The 14,660-nt window shown below is 63.9% G+C and carries 14 protein-coding genes; 8 read left to right on the top strand and 6 right to left on the bottom strand.

Annotated elements, in window-relative coordinates:
• Positions 1–110: 110 nt before the first annotated feature.
• The 4 genes from AC3FKG_RS08210 to AC3FKG_RS08195 all read right to left on the bottom strand — a co-directional run bounded on the left by AC3FKG_RS08210 (position 111) and on the right by AC3FKG_RS08195 (position 4,692).
• Positions 111–1,805, bottom strand: a complete 1,695-nt coding sequence (locus tag AC3FKG_RS08210) for an MFS transporter (RefSeq protein WP_488742833.1) — start codon at positions 1,803–1,805, stop codon at positions 111–113.
• A gap of 266 nt (positions 1,806–2,071) precedes the next feature.
• Positions 2,072–2,392 carry a DUF4212 domain-containing protein gene (locus AC3FKG_RS08205; RefSeq protein WP_483710496.1) on the bottom strand — a complete coding sequence of 107 codons (321 nt, stop codon included), beginning with the start codon at positions 2,390–2,392 and terminating at the stop codon, positions 2,072–2,074.
• Positions 2,389–3,933 (bottom strand): sensor histidine kinase N-terminal domain-containing protein, encoded by a 1,545-nt coding sequence (locus AC3FKG_RS08200; protein ID WP_483710497.1) that lies wholly within the window; start codon positions 3,931–3,933, stop codon positions 2,389–2,391. The genes AC3FKG_RS08205 and AC3FKG_RS08200 overlap by 4 nt, the downstream gene beginning before the upstream one ends.
• Positions 3,934–4,002: 69 nt before the next feature.
• On the bottom strand, positions 4,003–4,692 hold the full coding sequence (locus AC3FKG_RS08195) for a response regulator (RefSeq protein ID WP_483710498.1): 690 nt from the start codon (positions 4,690–4,692) through the stop codon (positions 4,003–4,005).
• Between the two features lie 295 nt (positions 4,693–4,987).
• On the opposite strand from AC3FKG_RS08195, the gene recA reads away from it, so the two are divergent.
• The 8 genes from recA (at position 4,988) to AC3FKG_RS08155 (ending at position 13,480) form a co-directional block, all read left to right on the top strand.
• The gene (gene recA / locus AC3FKG_RS08190; RefSeq protein ID WP_483710499.1) at positions 4,988–6,049 is read left to right on the top strand and encodes a recombinase RecA; all 1,062 of its coding nucleotides are present in this window, start codon (positions 4,988–4,990) and stop codon (positions 6,047–6,049) included.
• A 100-nt stretch (positions 6,050–6,149) separates the two neighbouring features.
• Positions 6,150–6,620 (top strand): recombination regulator RecX, encoded by a 471-nt coding sequence (recX, locus tag AC3FKG_RS08185; protein WP_483710500.1) that lies wholly within the window; start codon positions 6,150–6,152, stop codon positions 6,618–6,620.
• Positions 6,621–6,915: 295 nt separating this feature from the next.
• Complete coding sequence (locus AC3FKG_RS08180; protein ID WP_483710501.1) at positions 6,916–7,590, top strand: DUF2889 domain-containing protein; 675 nt, start codon at positions 6,916–6,918, stop codon at positions 7,588–7,590.
• 87 nt (positions 7,591–7,677) lie between these two features.
• Entirely contained in the window at positions 7,678–8,847 is a 1,170-nt protein-coding gene (gene sucC / locus AC3FKG_RS08175; RefSeq protein ID WP_483710502.1) for an ADP-forming succinate--CoA ligase subunit beta, read from the top strand.
• 88 nt (positions 8,848–8,935) lie between these two features.
• A complete protein-coding gene (sucD, locus tag AC3FKG_RS08170; RefSeq protein ID WP_488742832.1) occupies positions 8,936–9,817 on the top strand; it encodes a succinate--CoA ligase subunit alpha in 882 nt (293 codons plus the stop codon).
• A gap of 270 nt (positions 9,818–10,087) precedes the next feature.
• The gene (locus AC3FKG_RS08165) at positions 10,088–10,783 is read left to right on the top strand and encodes a TerC family protein (protein WP_488742831.1); all 696 of its coding nucleotides are present in this window, start codon (positions 10,088–10,090) and stop codon (positions 10,781–10,783) included.
• 314 nt (positions 10,784–11,097) lie between these two features.
• Positions 11,098–11,586 (top strand): pilin, encoded by a 489-nt coding sequence (locus AC3FKG_RS08160; protein ID WP_488742830.1) that lies wholly within the window; start codon positions 11,098–11,100, stop codon positions 11,584–11,586.
• Positions 11,587–11,677: 91 nt separating this feature from the next.
• On the top strand, positions 11,678–13,480 hold the full coding sequence (locus AC3FKG_RS08155) for a PglL family O-oligosaccharyltransferase (protein WP_488742829.1): 1,803 nt from the start codon (positions 11,678–11,680) through the stop codon (positions 13,478–13,480).
• 4 nt (positions 13,481–13,484) lie between these two features.
• On the opposite strand, the gene AC3FKG_RS08150 is transcribed toward AC3FKG_RS08155, so the two are convergent.
• Positions 13,485–14,012: a hypothetical protein gene (locus AC3FKG_RS08150; protein ID WP_488742828.1), complete on the bottom strand. Its 528-nt coding sequence runs from the start codon at positions 14,010–14,012 to the stop codon at positions 13,485–13,487.
• Complete coding sequence (locus AC3FKG_RS08145; protein ID WP_488742827.1) at positions 14,009–14,527, bottom strand: hypothetical protein; 519 nt, start codon at positions 14,525–14,527, stop codon at positions 14,009–14,011. The genes AC3FKG_RS08150 and AC3FKG_RS08145 overlap by 4 nt, the downstream gene beginning before the upstream one ends.
• Positions 14,528–14,660 lie beyond the last annotated feature (133 nt).

Below are 14,660 nucleotides of genomic sequence, written 5' to 3'. Positions count from 1 at the left end.
ACCTCTTTGAAAAGATGATGACACGGGCGTGAAAAGAAAACCGGCAGGCCTTGCGGCCTGCCGGCTGGAGCGACCGATTACCGGATCGGTCTTGCCTCAAAGGGTTTGGCTCAGTCGTTCGCGTAGATATCCACGTTCTTGGTCTCGCGTACGAACAGCGCGCCGATCACGAAGGTGACCGCGGCGATGATGATCGGGTACCAGAGGCCGTAGTAGATGTTGCCGTTCTGGGCCACGAGCGCGAACGAGATGGTGGGCAGCAAGCCGCCGAACCACCCATTGCCGATATGGTAGGGCAGCGACATCGAGGTGTAGCGGATGCGCGTCGGGAACATCTCGACCAGCATCGCCGCGATCGGGCCGTAGACCATGGTCACGTAGATCACCAGGATCACCAGGATCACCAGCACCATGATCGTATTCATCTGGGCCGGATCCGCCTTGGTCGGGTAGCCGTGCGCGGACATCTCGGCGCCGACGGCCTTCTTGAACTCGGCGATCTGCTTCTTGCTGGCGTCGTCGAACGCACCCGTGGTCACCGTGGCGTCGAAGGACTTGATCTCCTTGTCACCGATCTTCACCGATGCCACCGTACCGGCCGGGGCAGCTACCACTTCATAGCTGGCCGATGCCTGGGCCAGCGTACGCTTGACGATATCGCACGAGCTGCGGAAGTCGATCTCGCGGGCGATCGGGCTGCCCTGGAACGAGCAGCTTGCCGGATCCGCGGTGACCACGATCTGTGCCGACTGCTGGGCGCGTTCCAGTGCCGGGTTGGCATAGTGGGTCATCGCCTTGAACAGCGGGAAGTAGGTCAGCACGGCCAGGGCGCAGCCGATCATGATGATCCACTTGCGGCCGATCTTGTCCGACAGCGAGCCGAAGAACAGGAAGAACGGCGTGCCGATCACCAGCGCGCCGGCGATCAGCAGGTTGGCCGTCTTGGCGTCGACCTTCAGCACCTGGGTCAGGAAGAACAGCGAGTAGAACTGGCCCGTGTACCAGACCACGGCCTGGCCCGCGGTCAGGCCCAGCAGCGCCAGGATCACGATCTTCAGGTTGCGCCACTGGCCGAAGGATTCGGTCAGCGGAGCCTTCGAGGTCTTGCCTTCGGCCTTCATGCGCTGGAACGCCGGCGATTCGCTCATCGACAGGCGGATGTACACCGACACGGCCAGCAGTAGGATCGAGACCAGGAACGGAATGCGCCAGCCCCAGGCGTCGAAATTGGCACCGGTCAGTTCGCGGCACAGCAGGATCACGATCAGCGACAGGAACAGGCCCAGCGTCGCGGTGGTCTGGATCCAGGCCGTGTAGGACCCGCGCTTGCCGTGCGGCGCGTGTTCCGCCACGTAGGTGGCGGCACCGCCGTACTCGCCGCCGAGCGCCAGGCCCTGCAGCATGCGCAGTGCTATCAGGATGATCGGGGCGGCCCAGCCGATGGTTGCAAAGCCGGGCAGCAGGCCGACGATGAACGTCGACAGGCCCATGATCAGGATCGTCACCAGGAAGGTGTACTTGCGGCCGATCATGTCGCCGAGGCGGCCAAATACCAGAGCGCCGAACGGGCGCACGATAAAGCCGGCGGCGAAGGCCAGCAGTGCGAAGATGAAGGCGGAGGTGGGATCCAGGCCGGCGAAGAACTGCTTGGCGATCACTGCCGCCAGCGAGCCGTACAGGTAAAAGTCATACCACTCGAACACCGTGCCGAGCGACGAGGCCAGGATGACCTTCTTCTCCTCGGTCGTCATCGGCGCATGTTGCGCGCTGCCTCCAGGCATCGCTACGTTCTGCGGGTTTGCCATGTTGTTGTCTCCTCCGTCTGAAATGGTTCACCGGCGAGGCCGCGGACGCACCGCAAGACATGGCGCGCTGCGGAGCCATAGGCACCGGAGCTGACTGGATTTTGGGAGGCGAAACTTACTGAGTTCTGACAGATTTCCGCTGTCTGGCGCGTAAATCGTCGGGGTATACGCTAGCCCGCGCAGCGCTTGAGCCGGCACTTTCGGTGCTGCATTGCGAAGGCGAAAGTGCGGCGAGCGCCGTGCGCTCGCGCTATGCCGGCTTGGTGCTAAGCAGCATCCTTGCCGGCTTCCGGTTTCATGCCCTCCGAAGGCGGGGAGCCGTCTGCAGCGCCCGCGTCAGCTTCGTCGTCGGCCCGGTTCATGCGCCACGCATAGAGCGCGGTCATCAGGACGTAGACGACCGGCGCGCCCTGTGCGCCCATCCAGAAGGAGAACGGCCAGCCAAAGAAGTCAAAGCGCAAGTCGCGGGCGAACCAGCTGACGACGAAGGTGACCACGAACCAGGCCGCGAGCAGCGCGCAGATCCAGCGCTGGTTGCGCCGCCAGGCGCGCTTGAGCGCCGGATCGTGCGGGGCAGGCGTGCTCATGCCGCCGGCTCCGGTGTGGGCTGCCGCAGCGTGATGCGGAACCGCGCGCCGGCCAGCCGAGGCTCCTGCTGGTAGACGTGGTCATCGATCCGGACTTCGCCGCCATGCTGCTGCACGATCTCCCGGACGATGGCCAGGCCCAGGCCGCTGCCTTCGGTGTTGGTGCCCAGCACGCGATAGAACCGTTCCATCACGCGCTCGCGATCCGCGGACGCGATGCCCGGCCCGGTGTCCTCCACATCGAGATAGGCGAATGGTTCGAACGCATCGGCGCTGACGCGCACGGTGGCATGTCCGTGGGGCGGCGTGTAGCGGATGGCGTTGTCGATCAGGTTATTGAGCATTTCGGTGAGCATCAGGCGATTGCCCTGGACCATGACCGGATGGTCGCTGGCATCGAGTCCCAGGTCGATCTGCCGGGCCCAGGCGCGCGGCAGCCAGTCCTTCACCACGTCGCGCGCCAGCGCGGCCAGGTCGAGCGCGGCCATGCTGCCCGCGCCAGCCAGGTTCTCCATGCGCGCGAGCGACAGCAACTGCGTGACCAGGTGCGCCGTGCGTTCGGAACTGCCCGCAATCTGCGCCAGCGACCGGCGCAATTCCTCCGGCGACTGTTCGCGCTGTGCCAGTTCCGCCTGCATGCGCAGTCCCGCAAGCGGGGTCTTCATCTGGTGCGCGGCATCGGCGATAAAACGCTTCTGCGTCTGCACCGACTGGTCCAGCCGCGCCAGCAGCTCGTTGAATGACGCGACCAGCGGCGTGATCTCTTGCGGCGCCGCGCGCTCGTCGATGGGGCTGGTATCGCCGGGATTGCGCGCGCGGATACGCTGCTGGATCGCCGTGAGCGGCGCGAGCCCGCGCGTGAGCCCGAACCACACCAGCACCACGGCGAGCGGCAGGATCACGAACTGCGGCAGGATCACGCCCTTGATGATCTCGTTGGCAAGCCGCGCGCGCTTGTCGAGGGTCTCTGCCACCTGCACCAGCACGGGCTGGGTACCGCCGACGTTCTTGAGATCGACATAGGTGTAGGCCACGCGCACGTCGTTGGCCGCCACGCGGTCATCGCGCAGCGAGACCAGGCCGGGATGGCCCTGGTCTTCTTCGGATGGCAGCGGCAGGTCGTGGTCACCGGCGACATACTCGCCGCGCTTGCCGACGACCTGGTAGTAGATGTTGTCGGTCTCGTCCGCGCGCAGGATCTCGCGCGCCGACAACGGTAGTTGCAGCGTGACGCGCCCATTCACTTCGCGGACCTGCTGCGACAGCACGATGGCGCTGGCCTCGAGCGCGCGATCGAACGGCCCGTTGGCGATCGACTTGGCCACCAGGTACGTGACGGCGATGCTCATCGGCCACAGCAGGAGCAGCGGCGCCAGCATCCAGTCCAGGATCTCGCCGAACAGCGAGCGCGGGGCGGGGTGGGCGGTGCTTTCCTCCAGATGGGGCAGGGCGTCGGCCAGGTCGTCGGGATCGGAGGCGCCGGACGGGGGCGCGGGATCCTTGGCGGGCCGATGCCGCCATGGCAGTCGCAGCTGGCTCATCTCGGCAAAGGGTGTAGGCGGTTTCGGTCGAGTGATCGGCTGCGTGGACGGCAACGGCGCGCGGACGCCTTAGTTCGGGGCGGCCACGGCCGGCTGGAATTTTTCCAGGCAATAGCCCAGTCCGCGCACGGTGGCGATGCGGATGCCGCCGACCTCGATCTTCTTGCGCAGCCGGTGCACGTAGACCTCGATCGCGTTATTGCTGACTTCATCGCCCCATTCGCACAGATGGTCGACCAGTTGTTCCTTGGAGACCAGCCGCCCGCTGCGCGTCAGCAGGATTTCCAGTAGTCCGATTTCGCGCGCCGACAGGTCCAGCATCTGATCGTTCATATAGGCAATGCGACCGACCTGGTCGAAGGACAGGGGGCCATGGCGCATCAGCGTGGCGCCGCCGCCTGCGCCGCGTCGTACCAGCGCGCGCACCCGGGCCTCAAGTTCGGTCAGCGCGAAAGGCTTGGCCATATAGTCGTCGGCGCCCAGATCCAGGCCTTTGACGCGCTCGCCCACGCTGTCCGCGGCGGTCAGGATCAGCACCGGCAGCATGGCGCCGCGCGCGCGCAGGCGCTTCAGGACTTCCAGGCCCGGCATGCGCGGCAGGCCCAGATCCAGGATCAGCAGGTCGAAATTCTGGGTCGACAGCGCGGAATCGGCCTCCAGGCCATTCGTGACATGGTCGACGGCATAACCGGAGTGACGCAACGAGCGCGTCAGGCCGTCGGCCAGCACATCGTCATCTTCGGCGATCAGAATGCGCATGGTTGTCTCCACCACGGCCGGCATTGCCAGCGGCCACGCAAACAATGCGGACAGGGCTTGCCAAGCATACTGTTTTTTTATACAGTACCCGCACATTCCGCGCAGGCCGCAGCAGAAGGCGGCTGTGCAGGCAGTCGGGTGATTTTGTAGTTGTGGCGAGACCCGGGAAACCGGTCGGCAGCAAGCCGGAAAAGCCGGAGGAGCCGGAAGAGCCGGAAAATTCTGAAATGCCGGTGCCGCGCCACATTCGACCCTTTATACCACCATTGACTCAACATTTGACTCAAGGACGACCATGGACGACAAGAAGGCAGGTGCCGGCGTGAGCGCCGAGAAGCAGAAGGCGCTTGCCGCCGCGCTCTCCCAGATCGAGAAGCAGTTCGGCAAGGGCTCGATCATGCGCCTGGGCGATGGCGAGGTCGAAAAGGATATCCAGGTGGTATCCACCGGCTCGCTCGGCCTGGACATCGCGCTTGGCGTCGGCGGCCTGCCGCGCGGGCGCGTGGTCGAGATCTATGGTCCGGAATCGTCGGGCAAGACCACGCTGACGCTGCAGGTCGTGGCCGAAATGCAGAAGCTGGGCGGCACCTGTGCCTTTATCGATGCCGAGCACGCGCTCGACGTCAACTACGCGGGCAAGCTGGGCGTGAACGTCGGCGACCTGTTGATCTCGCAGCCGGACACCGGCGAGCAGGCGCTGGAAATCACCGATGCGCTGGTGCGTTCGGGCTCGGTCGACCTGATCGTCATCGACTCGGTGGCCGCGCTGGTCCCCAAGGCCGAAATCGAAGGCGAAATGGGCGATTCGCTGCCCGGCCTGCAGGCCCGCCTGATGAGCCAGGCGCTGCGCAAGCTGACCGGCACCATCAAGCGCACCAACTGCCTGGTGATCTTCATCAACCAGATTCGCATGAAGATCGGCGTGATGTTCGGTTCGCCGGAAACCACCACGGGCGGCAATGCACTGAAGTTCTATGCCTCCGTGCGCCTGGACATCCGCCGTATCGGTTCGATCAAGAAGGGCGACGACGTGATCGGCAACGAGACCAAGGTCAAGGTGGTCAAGAACAAGGTGTCGCCGCCGTTCCGCGAGGCCTTCTTCGATATCCTCTACGGCCAGGGTATTTCGCGCCAGGGCGAGATCATCGACCTGGGCGTGGACGCCAAGATCGTCGAGAAGTCGGGCGCCTGGTACAGCTACAACGGCGACAAGATCGGCCAGGGCAAGGACAATGCGCGCGAATTCCTGCGCGAGAACCCGGACATTGCCCAGGAGATCGAGAACAAGGTCCGCACCGCGCTGGGCGTGGCGCCGATGAATGGCGTGCAGGCGGCCGCGGTCGTGGAACAAGACTGAGCGCTGCCGACAGGCACGCTCCAGGGGGCTGGCGCATTGCCGATGCGCCAGCCTTTTTTGTTTCCCGCCTTACCCGAATTTCGAATTCCGAATTGCGCCGATGGCCACCCGACCCCCGCTTTCCCTCAAGGCCCGCGCCGTAGGCTACCTGTCGCGCCGCGAGCACAGCCGGGCCGAACTGGCGCGCAAGCTGGCACCGCACGCGGAATCCCCCGAGCAGCTCGAACAGCTGCTCGATGCGCTCGAGCGCGAGAACTGGCTGTCCAACCAGCGTTTTGCCGACAGCCTGCTGCACCGCCGCGGCAGCCGCTACGGTGCAGCCCGCGTCATCCAGGAGGCCAAGACCCACCAGCTTGGCAGCGAGCAGTTGGGCGAATTGCGAGATCGCCTGCGCGAGTCCGAGCCCGAGCGCGCGCGCGAGGTCTGGCGCAAGCGTTTCGGCACCCCGCCGGCCACGCCGGAAGAGCGGGCGAAGCAAATCCGTTTCATGATGGCGCGCGGTTTTTCGCGCTCGGTCATCGGCAAGGTGATCCAGGGCGCCGAGGACGAGTATCCGGACGGGATGGAATAGGGCGGCCGGCCCGCGTATCCGGTCCGCGTATCCGGCCTGAGTTCAGGGCAATACCAGTACTGGCGACAAGTGTATTCGGCCGTATGCCAGCTACGCCGCGGGCCGAGTCCGGCATCGGGAGCGGCCATATGGCTTTTATCCGCCGGTTTTCCGCTCCCGTTGGCCGACAATCCGACGCCGACACTTGGCGCATGCGGATGTTCCCGGGCAAAGCGGTCCGGCATGTTAAACTCTTCAGGTTTTTCGGCGCCGTTGCCTTTCCACGGTACCTTGCCCCCGTATTCCCAGTCTGGTCATGCCTCTTTCCCAGCCCGTCAACCGCTCCCTGCGTCATACCCGCGCCATTACGGCCCAGGCTTACCTCAGGGAAGACGGCTTGTGGGACATCGAGGTCAACCTGACCGACACCAAGCCGCGTGACATTGACCTCGCTGGCGGCCGGATCCGTCCGGTTGGACAGCCGCTGCACGACCTGTGGCTGCGCGTCACGATCGACGAGCAACTCAACGTGCTGGATGCGGAGGCTTGTTCCGACTGGGTGCCGTATCCGACGCAATGCGACCAGATCGGCCCGGCTTACCGCAAGCTGATCGGACTGAACCTGCGCAAGGGCTTCCGCAAGGCGGTGCGCGATCGCCTGTCCGGTATCCAGGGCTGCTCGCATCTGACCGAAGCCGCTGGCGTGCTGCCGAGTGCCGCCATCCAGGCATTCGCCGGCGAAGTCATCAGCATTCGCGATGGCGCCGACAATGATCCCAATCCCGAACCCCCTTACCAGTTGAACGGCTGCCACGCGCTGCGTTTCGATGGCGAGGTGGTTCGAGAGTTTTACCCACGCTGGTATGGTCACCAGCCGAAGCCCAAGGTTCGGGCCGAGGCGGAGCAGGTTGCTGCGAACACGCCTCAGGCGCAAGCGGCTGCCGGCCACGGCAATGTTCCGTACGACCGGCCAACCGGCACTTCCGGCTGATCCTCAGGATCGGCCACGGACGAGAGAGTTCGTCTTCTTTCAGATTCTTCCCTTCTACCTTTTACGCCTACCCGAAAGGAAACACGCATGAATATCCATGAGTACCAAGGCAAGGAAATCCTGCGCAAATACAATGTGCCGGTTCCGCGCGGCATCCCCGCGTTCTCGGTTGCCGAAGCCCTGAAGGCCGCAGAAGAGCTTGGCGGCCCGGTTTGGGTGGTCAAGGCACAGATTCATGCGGGTGGCCGTGGCAAGGGCGGCGGCGTGAAGGTTGCCAAGAGCATCGACGAGGTCAAGACCTACGCCACCAACATCCTGGGCATGCAGCTGGTCACGCACCAGACCGGTCCGGAAGGCAAGAAGGTCAACCGCCTGCTGATCGAAGAAGGCGCCGACATCAAGAAGGAACTGTACGTTTCGCTGGTGGTGGACCGCGTTTCGCAGAAGATCGCCCTGATGGCATCGAGCGAAGGCGGCATGGACATCGAGGAAGTCGCTGCCCACACCCCGGAAAAGATCCACACGCTGATCATCGAGCCGTCGACCGGCCTGACCGACGCTGACGCCGACGACATCGCCCGCAAGATCGGCGTGCCCGACGCTTCCGTGCCCCAGGCTCGCCAGGCCCTGCAAGGCCTGTACAAGGCGTTCTACGACACCGACGCTTCGCTGGCCGAAATCAACCCGCTGATCCTGACCGGCGAAGGCAAGGTCATCGCGCTGGACGCCAAGTTCAACTTCGACTCGAACGCGCTGTTCCGTCACCCGGAAATCGTCGCCTACCGCGACCTGGATGAAGAAGACGCCAACGAAATCGAAGCCTCGAAGTTCGACCTGGCCTACATCTCGCTGGACGGCAACATCGGCTGCCTGGTGAACGGCGCCGGCCTGGCCATGGCCACCATGGACACCATCAAGCTGTTCGGCGGCGAGCCGGCCAACTTCCTCGACGTGGGCGGCGGTGCCACCACCGAGAAGGTGACCGAAGCCTTCAAGCTGATGCTGAGCAACCCGAACGTTGAAGCCATCCTGGTCAACATCTTCGGCGGCATCATGCGCTGCGACGTGATCGCCGAAGGCGTGATCTCGGCGTCGAAGGCCGTGAACCTGACGGTACCGCTGGTGGTCCGCATGAAGGGCACCAACGAAGACCTGGGCAAGAAGATGCTGGCTGATTCGGGCCTGCCCATCATCGCTGCCGACACCATGGAAGAAGCCGCCCAGAAGGTTGTGGCTGCTGCCGCCGGCAAGAAGTAATCCGGGCGTCCGAAACACATTCAAGCGGACTGGGGCAGCGCGCGTGGCTGCGTGCCCGTGCTGCCAGAGCCAAGCAAAGGAATAACGTATGTCGATTCTGATCAACAAAGACACCAAGGTCATCACCCAGGGCATCACTGGCAAGACCGGCCAGTTCCACACCCGTGGCTGCCGTGACTACGCCAATGGCAAGAACTGCTTCGTCGCAGGCGTGAACCCGAAGAAGGCCGGCGAAGACTTCGAAGGCATTCCCATCTACGCCAGCGTGAAGGATGCCAAGGCCCAGACCGGCGCCACCGTTTCCGTCATCTACGTGCCGCCCGCAGGCGCTGCCGCTGCCATCTGGGAAGCCGTTGACGCCGACCTGGACCTGGTGGTCTGCATCACCGAAGGCATTCCCGTGCGCGACATGATGGAAGTGAAGGACCGCATGCGCCGCGAGAACAAGAAGACCCTGCTGCTGGGACCGAACTGCCCGGGCCTGATCACGCCGGACGAAATCAAGATCGGCATCATGCCGGGCCACATCCACCGCAAGGGCCGCATCGGCGTGGTGTCGCGCTCGGGCACGCTGACGTACGAAGCCGTGGGCCAGCTGACCGCGCTGGGCCTGGGCCAGTCGTCGGCTGTCGGTATCGGTGGCGACCCGATCAACGGCCTGAAGCATATCGACGTCATGAAGATGTTCAACGACGATCCGGAAACGGACGCCGTGGTCATGATCGGTGAGATCGGCGGTCCGGACGAAGCCAACGCGGCCCACTGGATCAAGGACAACATGAAGAAGCCGGTGGTTGGCTTCATCGCTGGCGTGACCGCGCCTCCGGGCAAGCGCATGGGCCACGCCGGCGCGCTGATCTCGGGTGGTGCCGACACCGCCCAGGCCAAGCTGGAAATCATGGAAGCCTGCGGTATCAAGGTGACCAAGAACCCGTCCGAGATGGCTCGCCTGCTGAAGGCAATGCTGTAAGCAACACATCCGTGCCTCGCGCGTCATATTGCGCGCAGGGCCCTGTGTTGAACCGCTCCGGCCTGGCCGGAGCGGGGTTGCCCCCGCCAAGTGCGGGGGCAATGTCATTGTGGCGAAGCGCTTCCTAGGGTATTTCCCGAGAAGTTCGCCCGTGAATTGAAATCGAATCGAAAGGTTCGCACGATATACATGTCTGTTTTCTCAGACATCCGAAACTGCCGCAATCGGGCGGGGTCGGACACATAGATAGAAACCTCGAGGAGCCTTGCCGTGGAACTGCTGTCTTCCACCACGTTCTGGATTGCGTTGGGATCGATCATCCTGACCAACATCGTCCTGTCCGGCGACAACGCGGTGGTTATCGCGCTCGCCTCGCGCAACCTGCCGCCCGCGCAACAGAAGAAGGCCATTTTCTGGGGCAGCGCCGCCGCCATCATCATGCGCGTGGTGCTGACCGTGGCAGCCGTCAAGCTGCTGAGCCTGCCTTACCTGAAGATCATCGGCGCGGTGCTGCTCGTCTATATCGGCGTGCAACTGCTCAACAGCGACGATGACGAAGAGGGCCACGACGCCAAGGACAATATCTGGGCGGCCATCCGTACCATCCTGATTGCCGACCTGGTGATGTCGCTGGACAACGTGGTGGCCGTGGCCGCCGCGGCCCAGAAGGGCCCCGAGGGCAGCCAGCTGATGCTGCTGATCCTGGGCCTGGGCCTGTCGATCCCGCTGATCGTGTTCGGCAGCACCATCCTGCTCAAGGTGATGGAGCGTTTCCCGATCATCATCGTGCTGGGTGCGGCGTTGCTGGGCTACCTGGCCGGTGAAATGCTCGTGAGTGATCCGGTCGATGCCGCCTGGTTCGAAGTCAATGTGCCGCATGCCCATCTGGTGTTCGGCGCGGCCGGCGCGATCCTGGTGGTGGTTGTCGGCAAGCTGATGGGCCGCCGGGCGGCACAGACGGCCTGACGAAGCGTTTTCGACGCCTCAAAGCAAAGGGCAGCCCGGGTGGCTGCCCTTTCTGCTGATGGAGAAACGGAAATGCGGAACTACCTTATGTGAGTTATCGCACATTTTGTCGATCTGGCATGAGACATTGGCAGACTACTGACAATTTTTGGTACTAAGACACGGGTGCACGTTTGCTACGTGACGAAATTTGTCGCTTGACCCCCTGTTCGTGGGTATTGGTGCCTGGCACAGTACCTGCTCTATCCTCCCCGCACTTCACAAATCGAAGACGTGCAGTGCATTAACCTAAAATCTCTTCGAGGGGTCATCTCATGCAACGGGTTCAACAAATCAAGAAGCTGGGCCGCCGTGTCCAGAAGGGCTTTACGCTGATCGAACTGATGATCGTTGTGGCGATCATCGGTATTCTGGCGGCGATTGCGATTCCGCAGTATCAGGATTATGTGACGCGTAGCCGGTGGTCGGACAATATCACCTCGGTTGCTGCGCTGAAGCAAGCCATTGCGGAGTGTGTCCAGAACAACGCCCTTCCTACCGCAGCGGCCCCGGGTGCACCGGCAATTGCCCCTTGCGACACCACTGCGAACTTGGCCACTGCTGCGGGCGGTAACTTCACAGCTATGCCGACGCCCGCCAACGGCACGGTAACTTATGCTGCCGGCGTTATTAACATCGCGAGCGCAGGCCAGCTGACCAACTCAGGTTGCACCGTAACGTTGACCCCGGGGCTTACCCCGGCGGCCGTGACTTGGACGGGCGCAACTGGCGGAGGTTGTACGCGGAGTCAGACGGGCATCTGATAGCAGTATTTCGCGGAAAAAGCGCCTCCGGGCGCTTTTTCTTTGCCCACCTGCCAAGCTATCATCCGCCTTTTCCCCAACAAGGCGCCGCATGCCGCAGTCCAGGACCGCCATTCCGGCGCTCTTAGTTGTCCTCTCGATTGTTTTTCCCCTGCTGGTTTCCCGGCATACGCTGCCGCTGGCGACCCTATACGGCGAGTGGGTAGCCGCTGCATGTTTTCTTCTGCTTGCCGGCGCGCTCGCGGTATCGACGATCCAGTCCAAGTCACACAACGACGCCAATGTCCCCCGGATCGCGTGCCTTCCCGTCTGGTTGTTCGCCCTTGGCGCAATCCAAACTGCCTACGGCGTCACTGACCTGACTGGCAGCCGTTTCGCGACGCAACTCACTCTCGCATTCGGCGCGGTCGTCATGCTGACGGCCTATCGTTACGGCGCATCTACTTCGACGGACAATCGTCGAGTAGTGACAGACGCCCTCGCCACTGCCTTCCTCCTCGCCGGCCTCCTCGGCACCCTGTCACAATGGGTACAGCTTTTCCACCTGGAATCCCGTAGCTTCGGCCTGGTCTCGTCGTACTTCTACGACGACAACCGCCGCCTCTGGGGCAACCTCAACCAGCCTAACCATCAGGCCACGGTAGAAGGCATGGCATTGGTCGCTGCAACATGGCTAGCATCACGCGGCAAGCTTCGCTTCCCGATGTGGCTGGTAGCCGTGGTCTTGCTGGAAAGCGGTATCGTCCTGTCAGGTTCACGCACCGGCGTTCTGCACGTGGGTCTTGCCGCGCTGTACGCCGTCATCGCCGCGTGGCTTGCATGCGGTACGCGCCGCGATATCGATCCCATGCGCCGGCCCGTCGGCCAACTGGTTGCGGCCGTTGCCATGGTCGCAGTGCTGCTGGTGCTGCAGCCGGCAATCAAGGCAGCCGGCCACGCCTTCGACTGGCGCCTGTTCGACACAATTGCGCAATTCGAGGCCCCGGATCAGATGTCCGCGCGCAGTGCGTTATGGACCCACGCGTGGGCAATGTTCCGCTCCCACCCATGGCTAGGCGTAGGCTGGGGCGAATTCGGCTGGGCCCAGTTCCAGCAGTTGCCGCAGGTCGGCGTGAAGGTCGAGATGGCCCTGCATTCCCACAACGCCATACTCGACCTGCTGGCCAAGACTGGAATTGTCGGGACCGCTGGCGTGGCCATTGCGTTGGCGGGATGGTTGTGGCGCGTGGTGCGTGTCCGGCTGATCCAGGCAAATAACGACGAACGAGCGCAAACCGTCGTCGTCCTGACATGGCTGGCCATGCTTTGCGCGCATTCGATGCTCGAGTATCCGCTGCACTACCTGTACTTCTTCCTGCCGTTCTGCTTCATGCTGGGCTGGCTCGAACCGCGCGGTTTCGGGCGATGGCACATGCCGCGCTGGCTGTCGCTAGGATTGCTGGCGGGTTTCGCCGCGGTCAGCGTGATCGTGCTCGCCACGATGTGGCAGGACTACCGGCGCGCCGAGGCGCGTGAATATGCCACCCGCGAGCGTCGCGCCACGCTGCCGATGCCGGCATACTGGTTCCGCCAATATGCGGCGGCCGATGTCGCCGAGCGTGCGATCATCACGCCCGCCAATGCCGCACAACTGTTGCCTTCCCATATCGCCGCCGTGCATCTGCTGCCGACGCCGACGATGATTGCCCGCACCGCATGGTTGATGGCGCTGACGGGCGATCCCGCGCAAGGCCGCGCGTGGCTGGAGCGGCTACGCTACTACTACGTGGGGGATGAGGCGGCACAGTACGCCGCGCTCGACCAAGCCTGCGGCGAAGTCTCCGATACGGCGCGGCCGCGCGAATTCTGTCGATGGATCCGCCAGCAGGCGCGGCACATGCCCGAACCGGACTGACCGCTCAATACGACCCGCCGTACCCCGGTGGCGGAGGCGGCGGATAGTAGTAAGACGGCGCTGGCCGCGCCACCGTTGCCATGTTGCCGTGGACCGGCACGCGGTGCCCGCTGGCATACATGCACTGAAGGTAGGCGCCATCATATTGTTGCTGCGTGCCGTAGCCCGAGTACTGCGCATTGCTCGCGCCGAATGCCGCACCGGTCAGCAGACCTACGCCGGCACCCACGGCTGCACCCTCGCCGCCGCCGAATGCCGCGCCCGCCGCCGCGCCCAGCGCGGTACCCACCACCGTGCTGCCGACCGCACTGGTATTCGCCGCCTGCGCGGAACTGACGCCACCCACCTGTCCGAATGCGTACTGGCGGCAGTTGCCGTCGTCAATCCGAAACTGGTCAAAGCTCTTGCCAGTACCCGGCAGCGCCATGACGGAGGGACCCGATGGCATCACGGCGCAGGCACCCAATGCCAGCGTTGCCACAGCCAGTGGAACGGCCAGCGGACGACGGATAACGCAAGCACATGCCTTCATGACGACATCCCCGTTGCACCCGGGTCATGGGGGACGGAACCGGCCGGCGGCTGCGCCGGCACCTTCTGCCAGCCGCCAGGGCATGCGTGGATATAGGGGTAATAACCTTCCGGCTGGTTGCAGTGGTACCACCACGCCTGCGCCGGTGCGTCGGGCATGGCGCCTTCAGGTCCGGGCATGCCGCCTTCCGGTCCGGGCGCGGCTACCGGTCCGTTGGGACCCTGTTCAATGTATTGCGGCGGTGACGCCGGTGCGGCCATGACCGCGGGCGGATAGTAGTACGGGTACGGATAGTAGCCATAGGGATACCCCCCGTACACGAATCCCGGGCCGAAATACACGCCCACGCCGACACGCGCCGGGTAGTAACCGCCGTGATAGTAACCGCCGTGGTAATAGCCACCGTGATAGTAGCCGCCGCCGCCGTGATAATAGGCCCGGCCGGCGACTGCCGCGCCGCTGGTGGTGACCGCCGCCAGAGCCAGCGCCAACTGGCAAAGCTTGCGCCCGTTCATGGATCTCACCTATGCGAATGCGCCAGGCCGCGCCGGCACTACGGTGCCGCGGCCTGTCCGGCCATGCTGGCCTGATTGATATTGAATACCAATTTACGCCCGCCGGCGGTGCCGCAGGCCCCGTGAAATGCTG

It is taken from the genome of Cupriavidus sp. 22TCCZM04-2 (assembly GCF_057798895.1).
Note: the sequence above shows the minus strand (reverse complement) of the source record. Positions and strands in the feature narration are given on the sequence as shown.

Bases quoted from the DNA above. Each gene is read 5' to 3' on its own strand.
- AC3FKG_RS08210 (WP_488742833.1), bottom strand. From the start codon at position 1,805: ATGGCAAACCCGCAGAACGTAGCGATGCCTGGAGGCAGCGCGCAACAT.
- AC3FKG_RS08205 (WP_483710496.1), bottom strand. From the start codon at position 2,392: ATGAGCACGCCTGCCCCGCACGATCCGGCGCTCAAGCGCGCCTGGCGG.
- AC3FKG_RS08200 (WP_483710497.1), bottom strand. From the start codon at position 3,933: ATGAGCCAGCTGCGACTGCCATGGCGGCATCGGCCCGCCAAGGATCCC.
- AC3FKG_RS08195 (WP_483710498.1), bottom strand. From the start codon at position 4,692: ATGCGCATTCTGATCGCCGAAGATGACGATGTGCTGGCCGACGGCCTG.
- recA (WP_483710499.1), top strand. From the start codon at position 4,988: ATGGACGACAAGAAGGCAGGTGCCGGCGTGAGCGCCGAGAAGCAGAAG.
- recX (WP_483710500.1), top strand. From the start codon at position 6,150: ATGGCCACCCGACCCCCGCTTTCCCTCAAGGCCCGCGCCGTAGGCTAC.
- AC3FKG_RS08180 (WP_483710501.1), top strand. From the start codon at position 6,916: ATGCCTCTTTCCCAGCCCGTCAACCGCTCCCTGCGTCATACCCGCGCC.
- sucC (WP_483710502.1), top strand. From the start codon at position 7,678: ATGAATATCCATGAGTACCAAGGCAAGGAAATCCTGCGCAAATACAAT.
- sucD (WP_488742832.1), top strand. From the start codon at position 8,936: ATGTCGATTCTGATCAACAAAGACACCAAGGTCATCACCCAGGGCATC.
- AC3FKG_RS08160 (WP_488742830.1), top strand. From the start codon at position 11,098: ATGCAACGGGTTCAACAAATCAAGAAGCTGGGCCGCCGTGTCCAGAAG.
- AC3FKG_RS08155 (WP_488742829.1), top strand. From the start codon at position 11,678: ATGCCGCAGTCCAGGACCGCCATTCCGGCGCTCTTAGTTGTCCTCTCG.
- AC3FKG_RS08150 (WP_488742828.1), bottom strand. From the start codon at position 14,012: ATGAAGGCATGTGCTTGCGTTATCCGTCGTCCGCTGGCCGTTCCACTG.
- AC3FKG_RS08145 (WP_488742827.1), bottom strand. From the start codon at position 14,527: ATGAACGGGCGCAAGCTTTGCCAGTTGGCGCTGGCTCTGGCGGCGGTC.